19 protein-coding genes and 1 riboswitch are annotated in these 19386 nt (G+C 48.4%); of the genes, 7 read left to right on the top strand and 12 right to left on the bottom strand.

Translation table 11 applies throughout. The features are described from left to right. Nucleotides 1–557: 557 nt before the first annotated feature. Both map and ABGV42_RS18405 read right to left on the bottom strand, forming a co-directional pair. Nucleotides 558–1319, bottom strand: coding sequence for a type I methionyl aminopeptidase (gene map / locus ABGV42_RS18400; protein ID WP_347382927.1), 762 nt, complete (start codon nucleotides 1317–1319; stop codon nucleotides 558–560). Between the two features lie 192 nt (nucleotides 1320–1511). Further along, complete coding sequence (locus ABGV42_RS18405; protein WP_017690840.1) at nucleotides 1512–1700, bottom strand: hypothetical protein; 189 nt, start codon at nucleotides 1698–1700, stop codon at nucleotides 1512–1514. 399 nt (nucleotides 1701–2099) lie between these two features. On the opposite strand from ABGV42_RS18405, the gene ABGV42_RS18410 reads away from it, so the two are divergent. Continuing rightward, nucleotides 2100–2381, top strand: a complete 282-nt coding sequence (locus ABGV42_RS18410) for a transposase (protein ID WP_347382928.1) — start codon at nucleotides 2100–2102, stop codon at nucleotides 2379–2381. 111 nt (nucleotides 2382–2492) lie between these two features. Here ABGV42_RS18410 and ABGV42_RS18415 read toward each other — a convergent pair whose 3' ends face one another. Further along, a complete protein-coding gene (locus ABGV42_RS18415) occupies nucleotides 2493–3722 on the bottom strand; it encodes a M48 family metallopeptidase (RefSeq protein WP_347382929.1) in 1230 nt (409 codons plus the stop codon). Between the two features lie 404 nt (nucleotides 3723–4126). On the opposite strand from ABGV42_RS18415, the gene ABGV42_RS18420 reads away from it, so the two are divergent. Beyond that, on the top strand, nucleotides 4127–4465 hold the full coding sequence (locus ABGV42_RS18420) for a DUF4870 domain-containing protein (RefSeq protein WP_347382930.1): 339 nt from the start codon (nucleotides 4127–4129) through the stop codon (nucleotides 4463–4465). A gap of 306 nt (nucleotides 4466–4771) precedes the next feature. On the opposite strand, the gene ABGV42_RS18425 is transcribed toward ABGV42_RS18420, so the two are convergent. Continuing rightward, nucleotides 4772–6133 (bottom strand): nucleobase:cation symporter-2 family protein, encoded by a 1362-nt coding sequence (locus ABGV42_RS18425; protein WP_347382931.1) that lies wholly within the window; start codon nucleotides 6131–6133, stop codon nucleotides 4772–4774. A 1-nt stretch (nucleotide 6134) separates the two neighbouring features. Beyond that, nucleotides 6135–6722, bottom strand: coding sequence for a xanthine phosphoribosyltransferase (locus ABGV42_RS18430; protein WP_183525441.1), 588 nt, complete (start codon nucleotides 6720–6722; stop codon nucleotides 6135–6137). Between the two features lie 251 nt (nucleotides 6723–6973). Next, nucleotides 6974–7073, bottom strand: a riboswitch (purine riboswitch). A 241-nt stretch (nucleotides 7074–7314) separates the two neighbouring features. Here ABGV42_RS18430 and mscL point away from each other — a divergent pair. Further along, entirely contained in the window at nucleotides 7315–7809 is a 495-nt protein-coding gene (mscL, locus tag ABGV42_RS18435) for a large conductance mechanosensitive channel protein MscL (RefSeq protein ID WP_183525444.1), read from the top strand. Between the two features lie 155 nt (nucleotides 7810–7964). Here the strand turns inward: mscL and ABGV42_RS18440 are convergent, their stop codons facing one another. After that, complete coding sequence (locus tag ABGV42_RS18440) at nucleotides 7965–8267, bottom strand: hypothetical protein (RefSeq protein ID WP_347382932.1); 303 nt, start codon at nucleotides 8265–8267, stop codon at nucleotides 7965–7967. A gap of 81 nt (nucleotides 8268–8348) precedes the next feature. On the opposite strand from ABGV42_RS18440, the gene ABGV42_RS18445 reads away from it, so the two are divergent. Further along, nucleotides 8349–9008 (top strand): NUDIX hydrolase, encoded by a 660-nt coding sequence (locus ABGV42_RS18445; RefSeq protein ID WP_347382933.1) that lies wholly within the window; start codon nucleotides 8349–8351, stop codon nucleotides 9006–9008. A gap of 242 nt (nucleotides 9009–9250) precedes the next feature. Here the strand turns inward: ABGV42_RS18445 and ABGV42_RS18450 are convergent, their stop codons facing one another. Both ABGV42_RS18450 and ABGV42_RS18455 read right to left on the bottom strand, forming a co-directional pair. Next, nucleotides 9251–10054, bottom strand: a complete 804-nt coding sequence (locus ABGV42_RS18450) for a TrmB family transcriptional regulator (RefSeq protein ID WP_347382934.1) — start codon at nucleotides 10052–10054, stop codon at nucleotides 9251–9253. Between the two features lie 67 nt (nucleotides 10055–10121). Then, nucleotides 10122–10916, bottom strand: a complete 795-nt coding sequence (locus ABGV42_RS18455) for a zinc ribbon domain-containing protein (RefSeq protein WP_347382935.1) — start codon at nucleotides 10914–10916, stop codon at nucleotides 10122–10124. A 337-nt stretch (nucleotides 10917–11253) separates the two neighbouring features. On the opposite strand from ABGV42_RS18455, the gene ABGV42_RS18460 reads away from it, so the two are divergent. Both ABGV42_RS18460 and ABGV42_RS18465 read left to right on the top strand, forming a co-directional pair. Continuing rightward, complete coding sequence (locus ABGV42_RS18460) at nucleotides 11254–13830, top strand: UvrD-helicase domain-containing protein (RefSeq protein WP_347382936.1); 2577 nt, start codon at nucleotides 11254–11256, stop codon at nucleotides 13828–13830. A gap of 377 nt (nucleotides 13831–14207) precedes the next feature. Beyond that, nucleotides 14208–14576 (top strand): hypothetical protein, encoded by a 369-nt coding sequence (locus tag ABGV42_RS18465; protein WP_347382937.1) that lies wholly within the window; start codon nucleotides 14208–14210, stop codon nucleotides 14574–14576. An 84-nt stretch (nucleotides 14577–14660) separates the two neighbouring features. On the opposite strand, the gene ABGV42_RS18470 is transcribed toward ABGV42_RS18465, so the two are convergent. Next, nucleotides 14661–15731, bottom strand: a complete 1071-nt coding sequence (locus ABGV42_RS18470) for a Gfo/Idh/MocA family protein (protein WP_347382938.1) — start codon at nucleotides 15729–15731, stop codon at nucleotides 14661–14663. A gap of 42 nt (nucleotides 15732–15773) precedes the next feature. Then, nucleotides 15774–16250 (bottom strand): GNAT family N-acetyltransferase, encoded by a 477-nt coding sequence (locus ABGV42_RS18475; RefSeq protein WP_347382939.1) that lies wholly within the window; start codon nucleotides 16248–16250, stop codon nucleotides 15774–15776. Nucleotides 16251–16533: 283 nt separating this feature from the next. Between ABGV42_RS18475 and ABGV42_RS18480 the strand changes: the two genes are divergently transcribed. After that, nucleotides 16534–17610, top strand: a complete 1077-nt coding sequence (locus tag ABGV42_RS18480; protein WP_347382940.1) for a copper amine oxidase N-terminal domain-containing protein — start codon at nucleotides 16534–16536, stop codon at nucleotides 17608–17610. Between the two features lie 125 nt (nucleotides 17611–17735). On the opposite strand, the gene ABGV42_RS18485 is transcribed toward ABGV42_RS18480, so the two are convergent. Together ABGV42_RS18485 and ABGV42_RS18490 are read right to left on the bottom strand one after the other, a co-directional pair. Beyond that, nucleotides 17736–18137, bottom strand: coding sequence for a RidA family protein (locus ABGV42_RS18485; RefSeq protein ID WP_347382941.1), 402 nt, complete (start codon nucleotides 18135–18137; stop codon nucleotides 17736–17738). 215 nt (nucleotides 18138–18352) lie between these two features. Beyond that, a complete protein-coding gene (locus ABGV42_RS18490) occupies nucleotides 18353–19318 on the bottom strand; it encodes a M15 family metallopeptidase (RefSeq protein ID WP_347382942.1) in 966 nt (321 codons plus the stop codon). Nucleotides 19319–19386 lie beyond the last annotated feature (68 nt).

Here is a 19386-nt window from a genome sequence, read left to right on the forward strand (position 1 = left end):
TCGTAGATTACCGTTATCGCTCGAAGATTCAGCCCAATTATGTCGCTTCAGCCCGATACGTATAATCCTGTCCGTCATACAGAACGCTTACAAAAACAACGCTTCCAGAACCCCCTTCATTTCCTTCCAAGGGCATGTCTGCGCATTCTTCCAATTCATTCTATATGGTTCAATCACTTATTAAATATAAGTTGAGGGTATGATTTTGTCAATCTTTGGACACATGTTCACAAATTGTTCACTTATGTATAAAAACCGCACCACAACTTAGTTTGCAAACGATTTCAGTTATAAATGTAAACCTCTTAATTTGAAAATATTTGCCATATTTCGGTGATTTATCGTGGATTATTAGTGACTTTTCTCACATGAAAAACATGCAGTATTATGCAAAAAGATAAAGCTTTTCTCAGCTGCCTTTTTTCCAGCTTCTACAGGGCCAAATACTCCATTCTGTTCTCATACACATCAATGAGCTGGCTTAGACGCTTGACCCTGTAATTCAGCTTCTCTCCTAAACTACCAATTGTACACACCAAATTCCCCTGTCAGAGGACTTACGTTCCATCGGTTAGTATAAGCGGTCCATCCCGGGTTATCGCTATCGTATGTTCATACTGGACTCCCCAAGTTCCATCTACCGTCCTGACAGTCCATCCATCTTCATCCCAGAACACGGCTCCAGAACTACCTCTCGTAAATATGGGCTCAATTGTAATAACCATGCCTTCGGTGAGCATCATGCCCGTCCTGCGTTTACCATAAGGCAGTACATTGGGTGGTTCATGAATATACTGACCAATCCCATGACCGATGAGTGGCTTTACAATGCCATAGCGGTACAATCTCGCAGTCCGTTCAATGGCGTTACCGATATCCCCCAGCGTATTTCCTGGCACGGCTTGTGCTATAGCCCGATGGAGAGCCCTCTCCGTGCGTTTCATCAGCTTGCGAATAGATCTGCGTTGTTCTCCGATTCCGTAAGTCCATGCCGAGTCAGCAAGCCAGCCATCCTTATTTACCACCATATCAATGGTCACAACATCCCCTGCAGCCAATTCCCGATCATCCGGAAAGCCGTGACAGACAACTTCATTAACTGAAGCACAGGTCGCATAAGGATAGCCCTTATATCCCTTCTGCTCCGGTGTGGCTCCTCGATCGGCCAGAAATGCCTCTACCCGTCTGTCGATTTCACCTGTGGTTATGCCAGGGGTGAGCCATTGTTCGATATGCTCGTGGCAGCTTCGCAGGATCCGGCCTGCTTCCCGCATGTAGTCAATCTCTTCTCTCGTTTTCAAAATAGGGTCCACATGCATTCATCCTTCCTGCCTATGTGTACTTCCATGTATATGCAGAAGGAATGCAACACAGCCCAAAAGTGGTGCAATGCCTCATATCCTTTCATTTCACGAGTAAATGTCAGGACAGCAAAAAAAACCGCCTGCCGGAGCATATCGCCCGGGAGACGGTTCTATTCATATCGGAACAGTATAATTCAATGATGTGTTTCAGGACACGGAAGAATCCATCTTGACAAGCTCGTGCTCGACCACAGAAGTCAATTCTTCCTCATATCCACCCGTAATCCGGTATTTCCTCACGTACTCCTTCACGAATTTTTTTGGATCCTTAGGACGGAAAATCCGAGTCATTTCCCTCAAACTTTCTTTGACCTCATTGTGACCTTTCGTTGCCATTGTAATTCCCTCCCAAAACGTTGAAAGTGAATGCTCCGTTTAGAGAACGCCGAATAAGTCTTAAATGCCATCCATGAAGTTGTGTGCGCGGCTTAAAGCAAGCTTTAGGTCGGGAACCTCGCTTAAAGCAAGTACCTGACACTATAAATACCCGATATGATTCGGTTTGAATCATAATCTTATTGTAGCATATTCGGGAGTATGTTACGACTTGACGATTTTACTTATTATTTATAACGGTTTTTACGCCCAAAAAGTTTAATTCCGAATCATATTATATGAATATGCCCCTTCTGTACGGAATTAATTCTATCCAGCATAACACGGAACTATTCGGGGGATATTATCACGGACAACCCATACAGTTAAATTACTGGTATCCAAAGGAGGCGCTGTTTCATGGACCGCGAAGAACAGGATATGCTGCCCCTTTCGCATGAAAAGGTGGAAGTCGATGGAGTTTACATCAACGAAGCGGGACGCGAGGAACACCTGCACCGTGGTCAACATTTCCCGGCTGATCCGGTTCTGGGCAAATCGGAGTGGAAACTCACCGAGTTTATGTTTGACAATCATCATGAAGGCCGCACGGATGAGCGCCTGGTACCCAAAGAGAACGATACCGACAAAATCGGCAAAGTTACTCATCCACGCAAAAACTTTCAACGAAAAGATCTTTAAATTGGCTTAAGCTGTTGATTATCTCGAAAACATAACCGGGGCACATCACGCCATACTTATGGCTGGTGCGCCCTTGTTTTTCATATAAGTCCCCCACACGAAGTAACCCGGCTACCCTGCGCCTCTCAGATCATTTAACAGAATTCTCTGAGAACGTTGTTCCAGATCACGAAACTCTTCGTTAAACCTTCGTTCTGTGGCTGGATCAGGTCTGTACGCAGGAACCATCACCCAATGCTCCTGAATCAAATCAATTCGTTTTTTCATCGGAGGATGGTAAGAACGATTTTCAGAATAACGCATTTTCTGAAGACGCTGAAACCGAAGGATCTCCTGACTTGGAACAGCCGCAATCCGATTTCTGAACTCGTCATACAGTTCCTTATTATATTGATATTCCGCAACCTGTTCAGCAGTAAGGGAAAAAAGTCCTCCCATTTCAAACTTTAGAAACAGGGACACCACTGCTTCACTTCCCGCTGTCTCTGAAGCCTCATGATCTGCAATATAGAATAACCGATGCATCTCTTGCCGCATACTTTTGATCAGCAATGCATAAATACTGCTGATCATAGCAAATAACAGCAGACGAAGTATGATGAGCGGAAATACAACCCAGTATAAAAGTCCACTTCCTTGAGGATCTACGGTGTCATACCACGAATTCAACACATGCCTGGCTCGCTCAACCAATGAGCTGTTTGAAATATTTGGGTGAGCAAAGTGGCTCATTTGGTGACTAATTACTGCTATTTTCTCCTGCAGTGTTAACGCTGCAAAAAAAGGAACACCGAGCACAATGGCTCTCTTGTTTCTTTTCAGATGCAGTACATATGCATCGTATTCTTCATTAAGGATAATCATATCAACAGGCGGTACATTCATACGATCTCCAATTTCATCAACCATGCCATATAATTCGGGATACTCACCTCTTCGAATTACCCTACCTGGCAAACGCTTGCGATAAGGTAAGATAATCGTGATCCAGAGTAGTACCAGAACATTCGCTAATATAAATAGCCATGAGGAATGAGTTGAATAGAAAAAGATGGCCACACCCAGAATAGCTAGAGTTGATGCATGAACGATGATTGCCAACAGATAGGTATATATCCTCTGTTTGTTGAAGGGAAGCCTTCGATCAACGCTATATTTGAATTCTTCAAATAATCGGTCAGTGGACTTTTTCTTTAGTCCTTTATGAGGAGGTTCCTCAACCGTATTTCCTTCTTCCTCGTCAATGTTCCAGTTACACTTCTCACACCAGGTGACATACCCTGGATTTACTTTCATCTGGTGCCCACATTCCGGACACTTCTCATATTCGGTTTCACCCAAAATCACTTTCACTCCTCGGCTTCACTATGTAGGCTAATATCTTGTATCATTTGGTGCTGTTATCTCTAGCTTCCTATTCTTGTTTCCAATGGGCGTTAATCTCCTTCCCTGAGCATTCCGTAATGCAGACTCATTCAGCCTGATCCTCCTTTATTAAATGTCTAAGGTAGCTTGTAACTCTAATATATAACTCGGAATATTATGGAATTTCTTGAATATGAAGAAAGTATCAAACTGTAATGTGCAACTATGCACTTTAATCTCATTTTAAAATACGCTTCCTACGCCACCCTAAGTTACCGTGCCTTGTGTGTGTTTTCTGGTAACTTTCTTAATTAAACCCGGTTCAGTTCTGTCCACCTTCTTCATAACGTATAGAAAAAGGACAAAGGAGGCTGGACCGGATGTCCCCCATGAAATCCTCAAGCGGTCTGGATGAGAATATCGCCGGCATGCTCTGTTATCTGTTTACCTTTGTAGGTGGAATCGTCTTCCTGGCAGTGGAAAAACGCAGCCGGTTTGTGCTGTTTCACGCGCTTCAATCCGTCACGGTCTTTGGCATTATCATGGTCGGTCATGTACTATCGGCATTTCTGCCTCTCTTCGGACCCATGGTCGCATCCTTATTATCGCTGCTGGGAGTAGTCGTATGGATTATCATGGTCGTCACCAGTCTGCAAGGAAAATGGCTGAAGCTGCCTTGGGTTGGTGACTTTGCAGAGAAACAGATGAGACATCTGTAGCTTACTGTACAAATGAGCCCCGTTCCGAAATCTAAACATAATAACAAAAGGAGGCGATCCGAACCTAACTAAGGTTTGAGTCGCCTTTCCCATCCAACATGTCATTTCCCTGACTATTACTCCCAAAACAAAGTAAAAAAACACCCGAACTACTGCTCTCGTGCAGCGATCCGGATGTTTAGGTGGTATATCATTTATTCCGTGAATCAATCATGCCATTAACTTTATTCATTCATGACGTAATTGATTCATCCTGTGAGTTAACATAGCATCCATTCCGGATACCACTTAACCACGTGTACCTATTTATGCCGACTTGTCAGACTCTCCAAGAATCACATCTGCCTGCTGTTCAGCCATTTTCGCAGCTGTTGCCTTCGTACCGAGACCATTAAACAGCAAATTCATAAAGATGGCGGTGAAGCTGCCGGCAATGATTCCGTTACCGAGCATAATCTGTGCCCAGTCCGGTGCACCCGCGAACAACTCAGGTACAACCGTAACACCCAAGCCCATTCCTACGGAACAAGCAATGATAAACAGGTTCTCATGCCGATTCAGATCGACCTGGCTGCCAATGATACGAATACCGGATGACACGACCATTCCGAACAGCGCAACCATCGCTCCGCCCAATACAGAACCGGGCACAAGCTGTGCGAGTGCTGCGATTTTCGGTACAAATCCGATGACGACCAACAGTCCACCTGCTACCACGATGACATCCCGAGTTTTAACACGGGTCATCTGTACAAGCCCTACATTTTGTGAATAGGTGGTATACGGGAATGAGTTGAAAATCCCTCCAAGTACGATGGCGAGCCCTTCCGCCCGGTAACCACGGGCCAAATCCTTGGAGGACAGATCCTTGTCCAATATTTTGCCGAGAGCCATAAATACACCTGTCGATTCAGCCACGCTCACAATCGCCACCAGGATCATCGTCAGAATCGGAACAATCTCAAACGTTGGCGTACCGAAGTAAAATGGCTTCACCACATGGAACCAGCTTGCTTCGCGAATCGGGGCAAAATTAACCTCGCCCATAAATCCGGCTGCTACCGTACCCGCAAGAAGACCGACCAGAACGGCGATTGAACGGATAAATCCTGTCGTGAAACGGGTCATTAGAATAATAAACACCAATACGCCGAAGCCAAGCAGAAGATTCGTCCCACTGCCGAAGTCTTCCGCTCCTTGGCCGCCCCCCAGATCTCTAAATGCTACAGGAATCAGAGTCAGACCAATAATGGTCACGACCGAACCTGTCACAACGGGCGGAAACAGACGGATCAGTTTGCCGAATAGGCCCGAGAACAACACTACAAAAATCCCTGAGGCGATGACCGCCCCGTAAATGGCAGACACCCCGCTGTTCAGACCAATCAAGATCATTGGAGATACCGCTTGGAATGCACAGCCAAGCATAACTGGCAGTCCAACCCCGAAATAACGATTACCCCATACCTGCAGCAGCGTTGCCACACCACAGGCGAGCAAGTCAATGGCAATCAGATACGTCAGTTGTTCCTGGGTGAAGCCGAGTGCATTACTAACGATAAGTGGAACGACTACCGCTCCCGCGTACATCGCAAGGACATGCTGCAGACCAAGCGAGAACGTTTTGATGGGATGACGGTGCCGCTGGAAAATACGCTCGCGTGCCATATTAATTCGAGCCCTCCTCATCCGCAAATGTTACCTGTCCATCCGACAGAGCTCCAATACGAACCAGCGATTCCACGCGGTATCCAGCTTCTTGCAGCAAGCGGCCTCCCGGCTGGAACGCCTTCTCAATAACGATCCCTATACCGACCACTTCAGCTCCGACCTGTTCAACGATACGCGCCAGACCAAAGGCCGCCTCACCATTCGCAAGGAAATCATCTATGATCAGCACACGATCTCCAGGCTGCATAAACTTCTTGGCTACCGTAATTTCATTCGTTTCCTGCTTCGTGAATGAGTACACCTTCTCAACCAGAATATCTTCTGTGAGTGTGAGCGACTTCTGTTTCCGTGCAAAAATCAGCGGCACATTCAGTTCCAGTGCAGTCATAATGCCTGGTGCAATCCCGGACGATTCAATGGTAAGCACTCGCGTAATGTTCTCTCCTTCAAAGCGGCGGATGAATTCCTTGCCCACTTCCTTCATGAGAACCGGGTCCATCTGGTGATTCAGGAATGAATCCACTTTGAGTACTTGCTCAGACAGGACAATTCCTTCCTGTCTCACTTTGTCTTTTAACAATTGCATCGTGATTCTTCCCCCTGTGTGCCCTCTATACAGCCAGCCAGCATGTCCATTTCCGATGTTAAAAAAGCAAAAAGCCCGCCTTTTCACACGCTGCGGAAAAACCGGAGACGGGAAAAAACGGACTTGTACTTATCAGGACAAGCCGTATCGGATGCTGCACGTACGCATGGATAAACTGGACATCCATATATGAGAACCAATCTCGGTATATACCTTCAGTCCTTGACCTCGAGAGGGTGCCCAATGATAGCGATCATGCAGATCTTTCCCGTAGTCCGATCATTCCGGTGATCGGGTAGAGACATGCAGGCCTATTCCTGCACATATACGAGTAACGGCATATTTAATTATTTGGCTCCAAGATTCGTTCCAATTTATGATCGCGAACCTGAATATAAAAGTGTAAACGTAACTGACAATGTTAGAAGTATACCGAATTGGCGGCGTGAAATAAAGAAGTATTTTCATGGAAATTGTGAAAACATGTCTTAATCTGTAGAAAGGGGGTGATAGGAGCGTGTTTTTTTTGTACAATATGATAACGGAAGCGCGGCCTGCACTATGAATTTATTGGTTAAAGGAGATTGCAGAAATGAAAGGCATACTTAAAGAATTTAAGGAATTCGCCGTACGCGGCAACGTGATCGATCTGGCAGTCGGTGTCATCATCGGGGCTGCTTTTGGCAAAATCGTCACGTCCCTCGTGAATGATATCATCATGCCCCCTGTCGGGAAGCTGCTTGGAGGCATTGACTTCAGTCAGAAAATCTTTAATCTGGATGGGGATATGAGAACCGCCAGCGGAGAGAAAATCACAACATTGGCTCAAGCCAATGAGGCAGGCGCTACAGTCATCGCCTACGGCCAATTTATCAACATACTCATTGATTTCCTGATTGTTGCATTTTGCATATTCATGCTCGTCAAGGGCGTCAATTATATTAAAAGCAAAGAGCACAAAAAGCCCGAGCCGAAAAAAACAACCAAGGCTTGCAAGTACTGTCTCTCCGAAATACCGGCTGCAGCTACCCGCTGTTCGCACTGTACTTCAGAGCTGGAGGCAGAAGGCAGCGGCGCTCCGGCATAATCAACAGGTTTACTCCTGTCCATGCCCATCTTTATGTAAGGAAACCGCTCCGGCTTGAAAGGTCTCACCCTAAAGGTGGGGCCTTTTTTTTTCATTAGACCATGAGCAAATGAATACTGCTGATACTTATTACTATCTTATATCATCCCTATGGTTTAAAATCGGCGTGGCAACAGATGCTCCAAAATCGACTTCAGATCCTTATCTTCCTTGTATACTTCTTCCCCGGTATCAAGTTCATTTACCCGAATATATTCAAAGTTTGCCGAGGCATCCACCGGTTTAAACAGCAATTGCGTCTCATCTTCAAGACGTACGTTGAATCCCATATCCTTAAACATGGTCGTTAGCTGATGATTCGCCGGTTCCTGGCCTTGCCCGACAAAAATAAGTCCTCTAAGACTTTTACGTTCCTGTGGTTGCGGATAGATGACCTGAAAGTGTACAATGCATTCCATACGTTTGTTCCCCTTTCGTTTAAAAAACATACTTTGTGAAATTTTGAACTTTAAAACTTGCTATATAAGGAGATACGTATCATGACCCCAGAACGTTTCGACATTTATGATGATGAGCAAAATTGGATCGGCACGGAGCTTCGCAGTGAGGTGCATGCCAGAGGATATTGGCACCGTTCATTCCACTGCTGGATCGTGCGTGACGATGGTAATCAGCGAATGGTTCTTTTTCAACGTCGACGTGATATCAAGGATACCTTCCCGGGTTGTTACGACATTACGGCAGCAGGACATCTCACTGCGGGTGAGCAGCTTGAGGAGGCAAGTCGTGAGCTGGAGGAGGAACTGGGCGTACATGTTTCTTTTGAATCCCTGTCTTACCTTCTGACTGCCAAGCAGCAGCTGCAAGGCGAGGTTCGCGGTGTACCCTTTATGGACCGGGAATTCAGCTCGGTATACGGCCTAAGTCTCAACCAGCCACTCGAGGCTTACACCTTGCAGGCCAGTGAAGTGGACAGCCTGTATGAAGTGCCCCTGCATGATCTGCTCGCCTTGTTTCGTGGTGAGACGGATACGATCCAGGCCACTGGGGTAAATGCGGACCAGACTTCTAACCTGGATTCTTCATCTCCCATTCCAGAACGTCATGCTCGCACAATCCATGCTTCCGAGTTCGTCCCCCATGGGACGGAGTATTACATTGACGTACTCGAAGCTCTATATCACGTGCCCAAAGGCTGATTCATCTCCACCTAAAATCGAGTTCTGCGCTTTTAACTCCAGTTTCTCAAAAATAGCATGACTTCATACCTTAACTCTAACTCAGCAGGGCAACGATGCTGTGATGAACATCACTGATTTACTTCAAAACGCAAAACAGGCGACTGCCTCAAGGCAGCGCCTGCTCTGTTTCAACATATTCAAATCTACAGATATTTACTCTGTTCCAGCTTTACTAGGGCAGATACTCCAGTACCCTTGACTCAGCCCTGATCTCCTGCCGCAGGAACAGACCAATAACGTGCAGACAGCTGCTCAAACCGGCGTCCATAGCGGGACTCAAGTTCTTCCCCCATATCCTGTTCCAGTTCGTACAGTACCAATTCCTGTGCAAAATGGTTCAACAGCAAACCTGTCATGACCGGATGTTCTGTTACAACAGCCTGAGTTGCGCAGGATTCCCCGCGCATTCCGAGCATGCACCAGCGCCGATCAACGACAATGGAAAACTTTCTCCCGTTTCCGTTACCATAGAGAGGCATTCCCAGCCACGGTGTCGGCTGATCGAGCATCCCTTCGCCACCATCACATGACCATAACAGCCTGACATCCCGATCCTCTGCCTTTTTCAATAGATCATGCAGCAATTCGGCTTCCTCACGCCAAACATCCACGACGATCTCATGCTTGGCCTCGGCCAGTTCGCGGCTAAGGTTATCGAATACGTTTTTGTCACCTTCGATATTGTAGAAGACCGGTTTCTCAGGTTCATGCTGCGGCATGCTGCTCTGTACATAATCAAGAGAAGCGCGCATCTGTCCGGAGATCATTCGAGTCATCTCCTCGGGCTTCAGCACACTGTACTTCGCAGGTTCTCCGGCACTGCAGCGCAGAAATCCTCGCTGAGAGAGCCGCTGCAAGGTGGAATACACATTGGAACGGGACACGCCCAGGCGCTTCGCAACCTCATAGCCGGAGGCTGAACCTTGGCGCGCGAGTTCCACCATAATTTTGGATTCCATCTCGGTAAACCCAAGATGATTCAGATGATGCAGCAGTTGGTCCATATTCCCGTCCCCCCATGCTGTCAGCAACCACACTGCCCTATCTTACTGCGGCAGTGGTCCTACTACATCAGATCTGTTCCGCACCACAGCGTGGGCACCATTTGGAGCCTTTGGGCAGCTCGGATGTACAAATCTGGCATTTCACCATCTCCCGTGGTACTTCAGTCTGTACGTCAACCGTGTTTACGATCGGGTTATTCTCTTTCCAGTAACGGATACGCTCATCAAGTTCCTGCTGCCGTTCCCGTTCGCGAAGCATCTCTTCTTCCCGGCGTCGTTCCCATTCTGCATCAAACGCTTCCTTCTCTTCCTGGGTAAACTCCGCACTGTTGAATTCAGATTCGGTCTCTAGATCTGCGATGGACGGAATTACCGTGTGATACGGCTCGTCTTCATCCACATCATTTTGAATCGTTGTTGTTTCCTCATAGAAAGGGCGTTCCGCACTTTGAGCCACTGCCGCTTCTTGCCGCACAGATGCCGGACCTGCAGTTGATGCTGCAGACTTGAATTCACCCAGTTTACGTCCGCATTTCGGACAGAAGTTCGCATCCAGTGAAGCAACGTGGCCGCATTCGCACAACCGCTCATTTTTGAGTTCGGCAATTTTGCTGCGCAAACCATCAATCTCATCCTGCAGTTCGTCGCACAGGTGCGACAGATCAACCATTTCTTTTTCGGCGCGCGTCATATCCTGTGCACGGTAACCCTCATAGAAAATGCGACCCATATCTGTAAAATGGACTTCCTGTTCCTGCTGCAAGCCCACGATTTGATTGTTGATTTTCCCAATCTCCACAGCATGCTGTGCACGCTCCGTTGCTTTGTTCGCTCCATTCTTAATTCGTTGAAGCAATTTCATGACATCTCCTCCTCTGTCCCGTCAGACGTTGAACCCTTCGGGTTCAACTGCAATTTGTTCTTTAATTTTCAATTTTCATAGTATATAACTTATACGATATCATGCCAAAAAGTTGCGCATTCGCGCGTGAGTGCCCGTTTTCTGCCGATGCTGGATGAATTCGGGGGCTTTCGTCAGGACCATACGTTCGGTATAATGAAGCTTTGGCCCTGCATAACCGCCGGTTTAGGCGACTAACTCTATCATACCAATTTACATTGTGATTGTGAAAAGGGCAAATGGTTTACTTTTAACCGGGATAGTCCTATCCCTGAATGCATACAGAGGTGGATGAAACATGTTAAGTCCGAACTCAACGTTCTACGCCCGTCCGCTCGGTGTTACTCCGGCGGCCTCCCTACCCCAATCCCCGTCTGCACCGCTGGAGACCAGCCGGCAGCTCGTGGGGGATGATCATCAGGATGCACCCTATTTCCGCTCGCTGGAGGAGGCAGGCATCCGTCTGAACGGGCCACAAATATCAGCCGTCCGTCACGGCAAAGGCCCCCTGCTTACACTCGCTGGTGCCGGTTGCGGCAAAACGACCGTACTGGCGGCCAGAGCCGGTTATCTCATGGAAGTCAGCGGCGTTCATGCAGGCAGTATTTTGCTCGTGACATTTACCAATAAGGCCGCTGCCGAGATGAAAGACCGGATCGCATCACTGCCAGGCATTCGTCCTGCAGCCGCACGAGCGGTACAGGCCCGCACGTTCCATTCCTTCGCTCTGACACTGCTGCGTCATTATGGTGTACAGGAAGAAATTTTTGGGGAACCACGTGCCCAGCATACCGTTATCAAAATGCTTTTGCGTCAATACGGCATGAGTGAAGCCTTCCAACCCGAAAGTCTGCTGTCCATGCTGTCTGCATGGAAGATGCAGGGCTCCGAAACGACCGACCTTCCCGAGAAATCGCAGGAGGAACGGGATGCCAAACGTGTCCTCCTCGGTTACGAGAATTGGAAGCGAGAGCGTAACAAAATGGATTTTGACGATATATTACTTCGTGCTGCAGCCCTTCTTCGTGATCCAGCCGTGCTGAAGCCGCTTCAGCAGCGTTTTCAGTACATTATGGTCGATGAGTTCCAGGATACGAATAAGCTGCAATATGAAATCGTGCAAATGCTCGCTTCGGCCCACCGCAACCTGATGGTTGTGGGTGACGATGACCAGACGATCTATACGTTCAATGGAGCGCGTCAGGAATCGATTCTCGAATTCGATAAAGTTTACCCTGGAGCACGCATCGTGACGCTGGACATCAATTACCGCAGTGATGCACGCATCCTCGGACTTGGCAGCGAACTGGTCGCCCGCAACAAGCGAAGACGGGATAAGCGGCTGCGTGCAGCCGGACATCGCGGGGATGCGCCACGCTTCGCCACGCCTTCGAACGCAGAGGAGGAAGCGGCTTGGGTCGTGAACCAGCTCTGTCAGCAGGTGGAGGAAGGATTGCACACCTATCGCGATATTGCGATCCTGCACCGAACAGCCAGCAGCAGTCGGGCCGTATTTGAGCAGTTGGTATTAAAAGATGTTCCCTTTGTTCAGCATGGGGCTTCTCCTGTGTTCTATGACCAGTCACTCATCAGGCCCCTGATGGATCATATGCGTCTCTCCCTGAATCCACGCGCTGTAGATGCTCTCCCCAGTGCACTTGGACCGCTCTACGTATCCCGTGATGCCGGGCTGGAGTGGATTCAGCGCAGCGAACAACAGCAAGCCAAAAAGTATCCGCTGATCCATCTGGCTAAGTGGGACAAGCTCAAGCCCTTCCAGCAGGAGCAGGTCAAGGAACGCATCAAGCTGATCAAGTCGCTGTACAAAATGAAACCGGTTATGGCCATCCAGGAGATGCGCCGCCAATTTTACGACAAGTATATGGAAAGCGGCGATCCCAGCATCTTTACCCACTACAAGGAAACGATGCTGGAGACACTGGACGAATTCGAAGCCGCTGCCAAGAAGTTCGAAACGGTAGAAGAGTTTATCCAGTTCGCCGATGAGCTCTCCCGCAGACACCGCGAGATGGAGTCCCTGCGCCGCTCCCAGGACAGTGATGCAGTGCAGCTGATGACCATCCACCGGGCCAAGGGACTTGAATTCCCTTGCGTATACTGGATCGGTGCGAGTGAGGGCATTGTGCCTCACAGCACAGCTCTGCGGCAGGATATCCCTGAAGATCAGAAGGCAGCTCTGGCAGTCCAACAGACCGATGCGGAGCTGGATATGGCTTTGGAAGAAGAACGACGGCTCGCTTATGTAGCGATTACACGGGCGAAAAAGTACTTATACGTCACTTCACCGGCCAGTCATCACGGGAAACCGGCAGACGTATCCCGCTTTTTGCTCGAAGCCTTTGGGCTGGAGGTTCCAGACAAACGTAAAGAGCGCGATGATAGTCGAACAGGCCATTCAGCTTCATATGGCAAAGGGAATGGACAATATGCCCGTTCTGGTACTCGATCCGAGGGCCGGGATATGGTACATCGTCGTGCAATCAGTTACAGTGATCGTGACCATGACGTCCACAGCGAACGTGATGAGGATCGCCTCAGTGAACGTCGTGGCAGCGGAGAAATTCGCAACCACAAGGCGTTCAGCACTACAGGTGTTCGTCAGGGAAGCCAGGCTGCTTCCACCTCATCGGGTTCAGGATCACCGTCCTCAGGACGTTCTGAACGCACAGAGACGGTAGCGATCTGGAAATGCAGCTCATCTACCTGTAAGGCATGGCTCCGTCAGAAACCAGCCGTACCTTCTGCAAAAGCAGCCAAACAAGCAGCAGCTGGACCGCCGCCGTGCCCCCTGTGTTCAGGATCCATGGTAGCCGGAACACGCGAGGTGCCTGTAACTGGACGGGCAGGGCGGTAAACAACACTAGGTGGAATAAAATCTCTATGAAATGCCAGATTGGCAGTACAGCCTATCCTCAATGGTGTATTGATGGATAGGCTTTTTTATGTAAAAATTCCGTAATATATGCCTTCATTGGGATAATATTGCTACAGCAGTGTTTTTACAATATATTCTTCAGTTATCTTATATACAGATTCATTGAAACGAAAGAGGTGTCTTATGGAATTGGAGATGGCAATCAGAGAGCGGATCCAAGAACGCTATGATATTTTACGTAATTGAGCACGCTCACGAATAGGCACGAGTCTACTGCCGTGATCGTTTCAGGGCGCTTACTGCTGTTTATTAACAGTAGAAGCGTCTTTTTTCCATTTTAGAATGGAGGTTGGATTATGCAGGACAGTAGTACTCATTTTTTTGTATCCGTAACCCATAACCTCATTGAACAAACCAAGAACGAATCGACACCATTTGAGATTGTCGTGGATGAGGAGCAGTTGAATCAACTGAAAGACTTGATGAAAGTGCTGGAGGACGACGATACCTATACACTGCAGCGCGCACCTGTACCTTACAAATCAGCAGATCATGACGAAGCAACCGAACAGTTTTCGGATGGCATGACATTGCTGTACAGTTTTCTGTACGAGCATGGGACCCCAGATACCCGGCAGGCGATTGAGAGCATGAATGTGCTGCCACGGCTGCAGGATACGGATTATGATGACCCCGGGTATGAAAACTCTCCACTGAATAAATGAAACAGTCAAAAGCATGCGATGCCGCACGATGCGGACCGCATGCTTTTGTATGACCGTAACACTCCACCAAACCCTGCGATTACATTAATCCAGACGAATCTCCTGCCCTTTCTCAGCAGACTCATAGATGCCACATAACATCTTGGTAGAAGCTACCCCGTCCGCAATTGGGCTGATCGGTCCGGTCCCGTTTAAGCAGCAGTCCACAAAGTGATCAATCTGATTCTGGAATGCACTATGAATATGCAGCCCCGTATGATCTGTCTGCGGCTCGATATTCAGGATGGTGTTGTGTTTTTCCGTTATAATCAGGGTCTCGGGTTCGACTTCGAAGCCGCCGCGTTCACCGTACAATTTGACATAGGATTCCTCCCCGCGAGCATGCAATGTAAAGCTTACATCCACTGCGAGCGAAGCTCCGTTCTCGAAGCGAATCAGCGCGTTCGCCATATCTTCCACGTTATTCACAGCTGAACTGTAATCTGCCGCCTTATAGAAAGAAAGTTCTTCGATATGAGCACGGTTGCCCAGCTTCCGATAAGTGTTCCCACTTACCGCAACAGGTTTCGGCCTGCCCATGAGATACCAGCATTGGTCGATGATATGTACGCCCAGATCAATAAGAGGACCTCCGCCAGAGCGGTTCTTGTCCGCGAACCAGCCGCCCGGATTGCCCAGACGCCGGAGAATGGATGCCTTGGCATAATACAACTGACCAAATTCCCCTGCATCGATAAATCTCCGCAGCATCTGCATATTGTTATCGTAGCGCCGCACAAATCCAACGATGAAGGTACAGCCGCTTTTCTTCACGGCCTCCTCGATTCGTAATGCATCTTCCACATTCGTTGCCACAGGCTTCTCCAGCAGCACATGCTTGCCCGCCTCCAGTGCAGCGATGGCAAATTCGGCATGTGTATTGTTCCATGTGCAGATGCTGACCGCATCCACATGCGGGTCCTTCAGCATTTCCCTATAATCGGTGTAGACCGACTGTGCATCATATTTCTGAGCCGCGGCTGCGGCGCGCTGTTCGTTCAGATCACAGATGGCATAAATGACAGCGTTCTCGTTTTTGGCATAACACCTCATATGCAGATCCGAGATGGATCCGGTGCCGATCATTCCGATGTGCAGCATTTTGCTTGTACTCATCTTCATCCTCCCTTCCTCTTTTCCGGAAGCTTCATAATCTCTCTAGTCTGCCCGCAGCATGCCTCTGTAAATACCCGGTGTAGAATTTTCGATCTTCACGGCACCCAGCGTCCGGGCATAAAAATCCACTGGCCCTGCCGATCCTATGATCGCATAGCCATATCCATCTGCCTTCATGGCGTGCATGCAAGCCAGCAGCAGAGCAGTACCCACACCTTTGCCCCGCGCCTCCTGGCTCACCCCTGTCGGACCGAAGAAGTTGCGGCATGTCGCTTCATAACAGGCGAAGCCTATTATTTTCCCATGTTCGAGAGCAATATAACAGGGTACTGGCTGGCGTGCAAAGGATACATCACACTCATCCACCCAAGGCTGGCTAAAATGCGATCTAACCCAGTCCAGCACAAGCTGCTTCTCCGGTGCAATGGCTCTTCGGATTACGATGGATGATTGCTCCAGTTTCTTCAAACCACTCTCCTGCTCCGGCAAATTGTAGAGCGCTACCAACATATCACTCATCTGATCCATTCCTCTCTCTCATTGAATGTTATGGCGTTTTTTTTCAAACTTCCAAGCGAACAGGAACGGAGAAAAGGTTGTACCACTCATCTGAAATTTAACCGTATCCCGCTGCCTGTAACCCGGAAATTCTCACATTGGGCAAATAATAATCTGACACGCCACTTACATGACTCATCGTTCAGCTGCAACAATCGGACGGTTTGTTCCGTCTATAAGAATGAACGCGGCCCTAATTAGGAGTTTACCGCGAACTATCCAAGATTAGAAGGGAAGATCAACAATGAACAACAACATGAAAAAAGTAAGCGCCCTAATGGTCCTGTCCATGGCCCTGAGCGGAGGAGCTGCATACGCAGCGACACTGGAAACTACCCAGTCTAGCAGTCCAACTTCCGTAGCTGTGGATAGTGCATTGTCAACATCCGTAAACGTGTCCGTCAACGGTACAGCGATAGCGGATGGATATTGGAACAAAGATGGTAAGGAAGCCATGATTGCACTGCGCGATCTTACGGATGCACTCGGTATTGAGCTGAAGTGGAATAAGGAGAACAAGTCGGCCGAGCTAACTAAAGGGAATTTCTGGACACTAGTCACGGCAGACAAAGATCAATATTCGTTCAATAAAATGCTGATTACACTGGGAACAGCACCTCAAATCACCGATGGCAAAATGTTCGTGCCTGCTTCATTTGCAGATCAGGTGCTACATACCCAGGTAACAACAAAAGGTAATCAGATCACGATTTCAAGTGAAGAGGACGTGAAAAACGTTACTGAGCGTGGCGTCATTACAGGAATCAACCCGGATACGAAATATCCATCCATTCATATCGGCGGCACAGGTACTGAAGGTCTAGTGCTTAATTTGGGTGAGGATACATTCATCAAATCTGCTGATGGCAAGGAGATCGCACTCACCGATCTGACCATTGGCATGACAGTCGAAGCAGTACACGCACCAATCATGACCATGAGCCTTCCACCGCAAACACCGACTTACGAAGTGACTGTTCTGGATAGTGTTTCTAAGGAATCCGTTACGAAATCGGAAGATGTTCTGGGTACTTCGGGTACCATTGAAAATGTAAGAACAACAAAGGATCAAGGTACACAGATCGAGATCTCCGGCTTCCGCTTGACGGAAACCTCGCCTGACCACGTTATCCTCAATATTTCGGACGACACGAAGCTGGTCAACCAGAATGGTGAGGCCATCAAAGCAGAGGAACTGACGAAAGACGCAAAAGTCATTGGATTCTATAGTCCGGTGCTGACTCGCAGCCTGCCTCCAATCGGGAACGCCTGGAAAGTGGTAGTGGATACTTCGAGTGCACAGGTTGTACCGTTTCAATAAGCAAGGGTTGTCACAGGTTTATTGACGTAAACCGATTGATTCTAAACGTTCAAATTGCAAAAATAACCTTATCCAGGCTGTTCTAGTACAGTCATGGATAAGGTTATTTCCCGTTTTTCCTATGTTCATTCGGCTTCAGGATCATTTTCAATCATGGCTTCCACTTCGATCTCAACCATTAACAGGGGATCAATGAGTGCACTTACCTCAACCATCGTGGCTACAGGCTGGATCTGGCCAAAGAATTCGCCATGAGCCCTGCCTACTTCCTCCCAACGGGAGATATCGGTCACAAACATGCGTGTTCTTATCACATGTGACAAATTTGCACCGAGATCATTCAACGCCTTCTCAATCGTTTGCAAAACAAATCTGGTCTGGGCGTAAGGATCACCTGCTCCCACTACAATGCCATCCTGCATGGCTGTCGTTCCTGCCACCTCTATCCGGTTTCCTACCCGAATGGCCCGGCAATAGCCCACAAGCGGTTCCCATGGGGAACCGGTAAAAACCTGCTGTTTACTCATCGGGTCCTCCCTCTCTCTGCTTGTCATTTTCTTGAATAATCTCTGATTATAACAGGCCGGTCACATTTCGAATACCAAAAATTAGGTGAGTCGGAGTTGTAATTGTAATTGCAAAAAAAAGCCCCGTGTGCGAAACCAGCTGCGAAGCAACCAGTAACGTTCACGGGACTTTAGTTTCATGAGGCACGAATAGAAATACGCTGCACGCATTCTGCTTACAGTTTAATATTGGCCTCATCAAAGTATTCTTCCAATGTCAACCCGCTCTTCACAATGTCAGGTGCCAAATCGGTTCCGACATACCGGATGTGCCAAGGCTCGTAGACGTAACCGGTGATGTCTTCCTCACCTTTAAGATAGCGGATGACGAAGCCGTAGTCTGCAGCATGTTCCGCCAGCCACTCGCCTTCCTTCGAGGTTCCGAATACTTCTTCCAGCGCATTCCCTACACTCGGGCTGGATACATCGATCGCAAGACCCGTCTGATGTTCGCTTCTGCCCGGCTTAGAGCTCACACGATCCGTATATTCCTGACCTTTGGTCTGCACATTGTTGTTGTAGATAGATACCTGGCGCTCATATGAACGGTATCCAGACACCGCGCGCAGCTCGATGCCGTCCGCCTCAGCTCCTGCAAACAGCTTCTCCAGCGCTTCTGCGGCTTCCTTCCGCATGTGACGCTTCTCATGAGGACCATCGAAGGAAAACGGTACATTCGGCTCTACCAGATCGTTTGGCTCATAGCCTTCGGGCAGGCTGCGCTGCTTGTTTACAATGACCGTCATGGCCTCCGCATTGGTAACGACGGATTGGCTGTCAATCGTACTTTGCATCGCGCTGACGCTGCGCTTCTCCATCAGTTCGTCATCGGCTGCCGTCTCATTGCCAGCATCCGGAGAGTCTTGCTCTTCATCTGTAGAAGCATCGCCGGAATCCCCGTTCTCACCAGTTGATGACTGATCTGTCTCGCTGCCGCCTGTCTTGTCGCCGTCATCTCCATTGTCCTCAGTAAAATGCACCGTAGTCCCGTCCGATTCCTGCTGTGTATCACCTGCTGCATTCAGATTCTGATTTTCCTCTGATCCCGATCCATCCTGGCAGGCGGACAGCAAAGCTCCGCATATCATAAGCGAGGACAGCAATACCACAATATGGCGCTGTCTTCCTGTTCGTGATTTCATTAAAAAAACTCCTATCGCAATATAATCATGACAAAAAAAGAATACGTTCCGGGGCATTCCTTCCCCTG

Origin of the sequence: Paenibacillus pabuli (assembly GCF_039831995.1) — a bacterium.
Classification (GTDB): domain Bacteria; phylum Bacillota; class Bacilli; order Paenibacillales; family Paenibacillaceae; genus Paenibacillus; species Paenibacillus pabuli_C.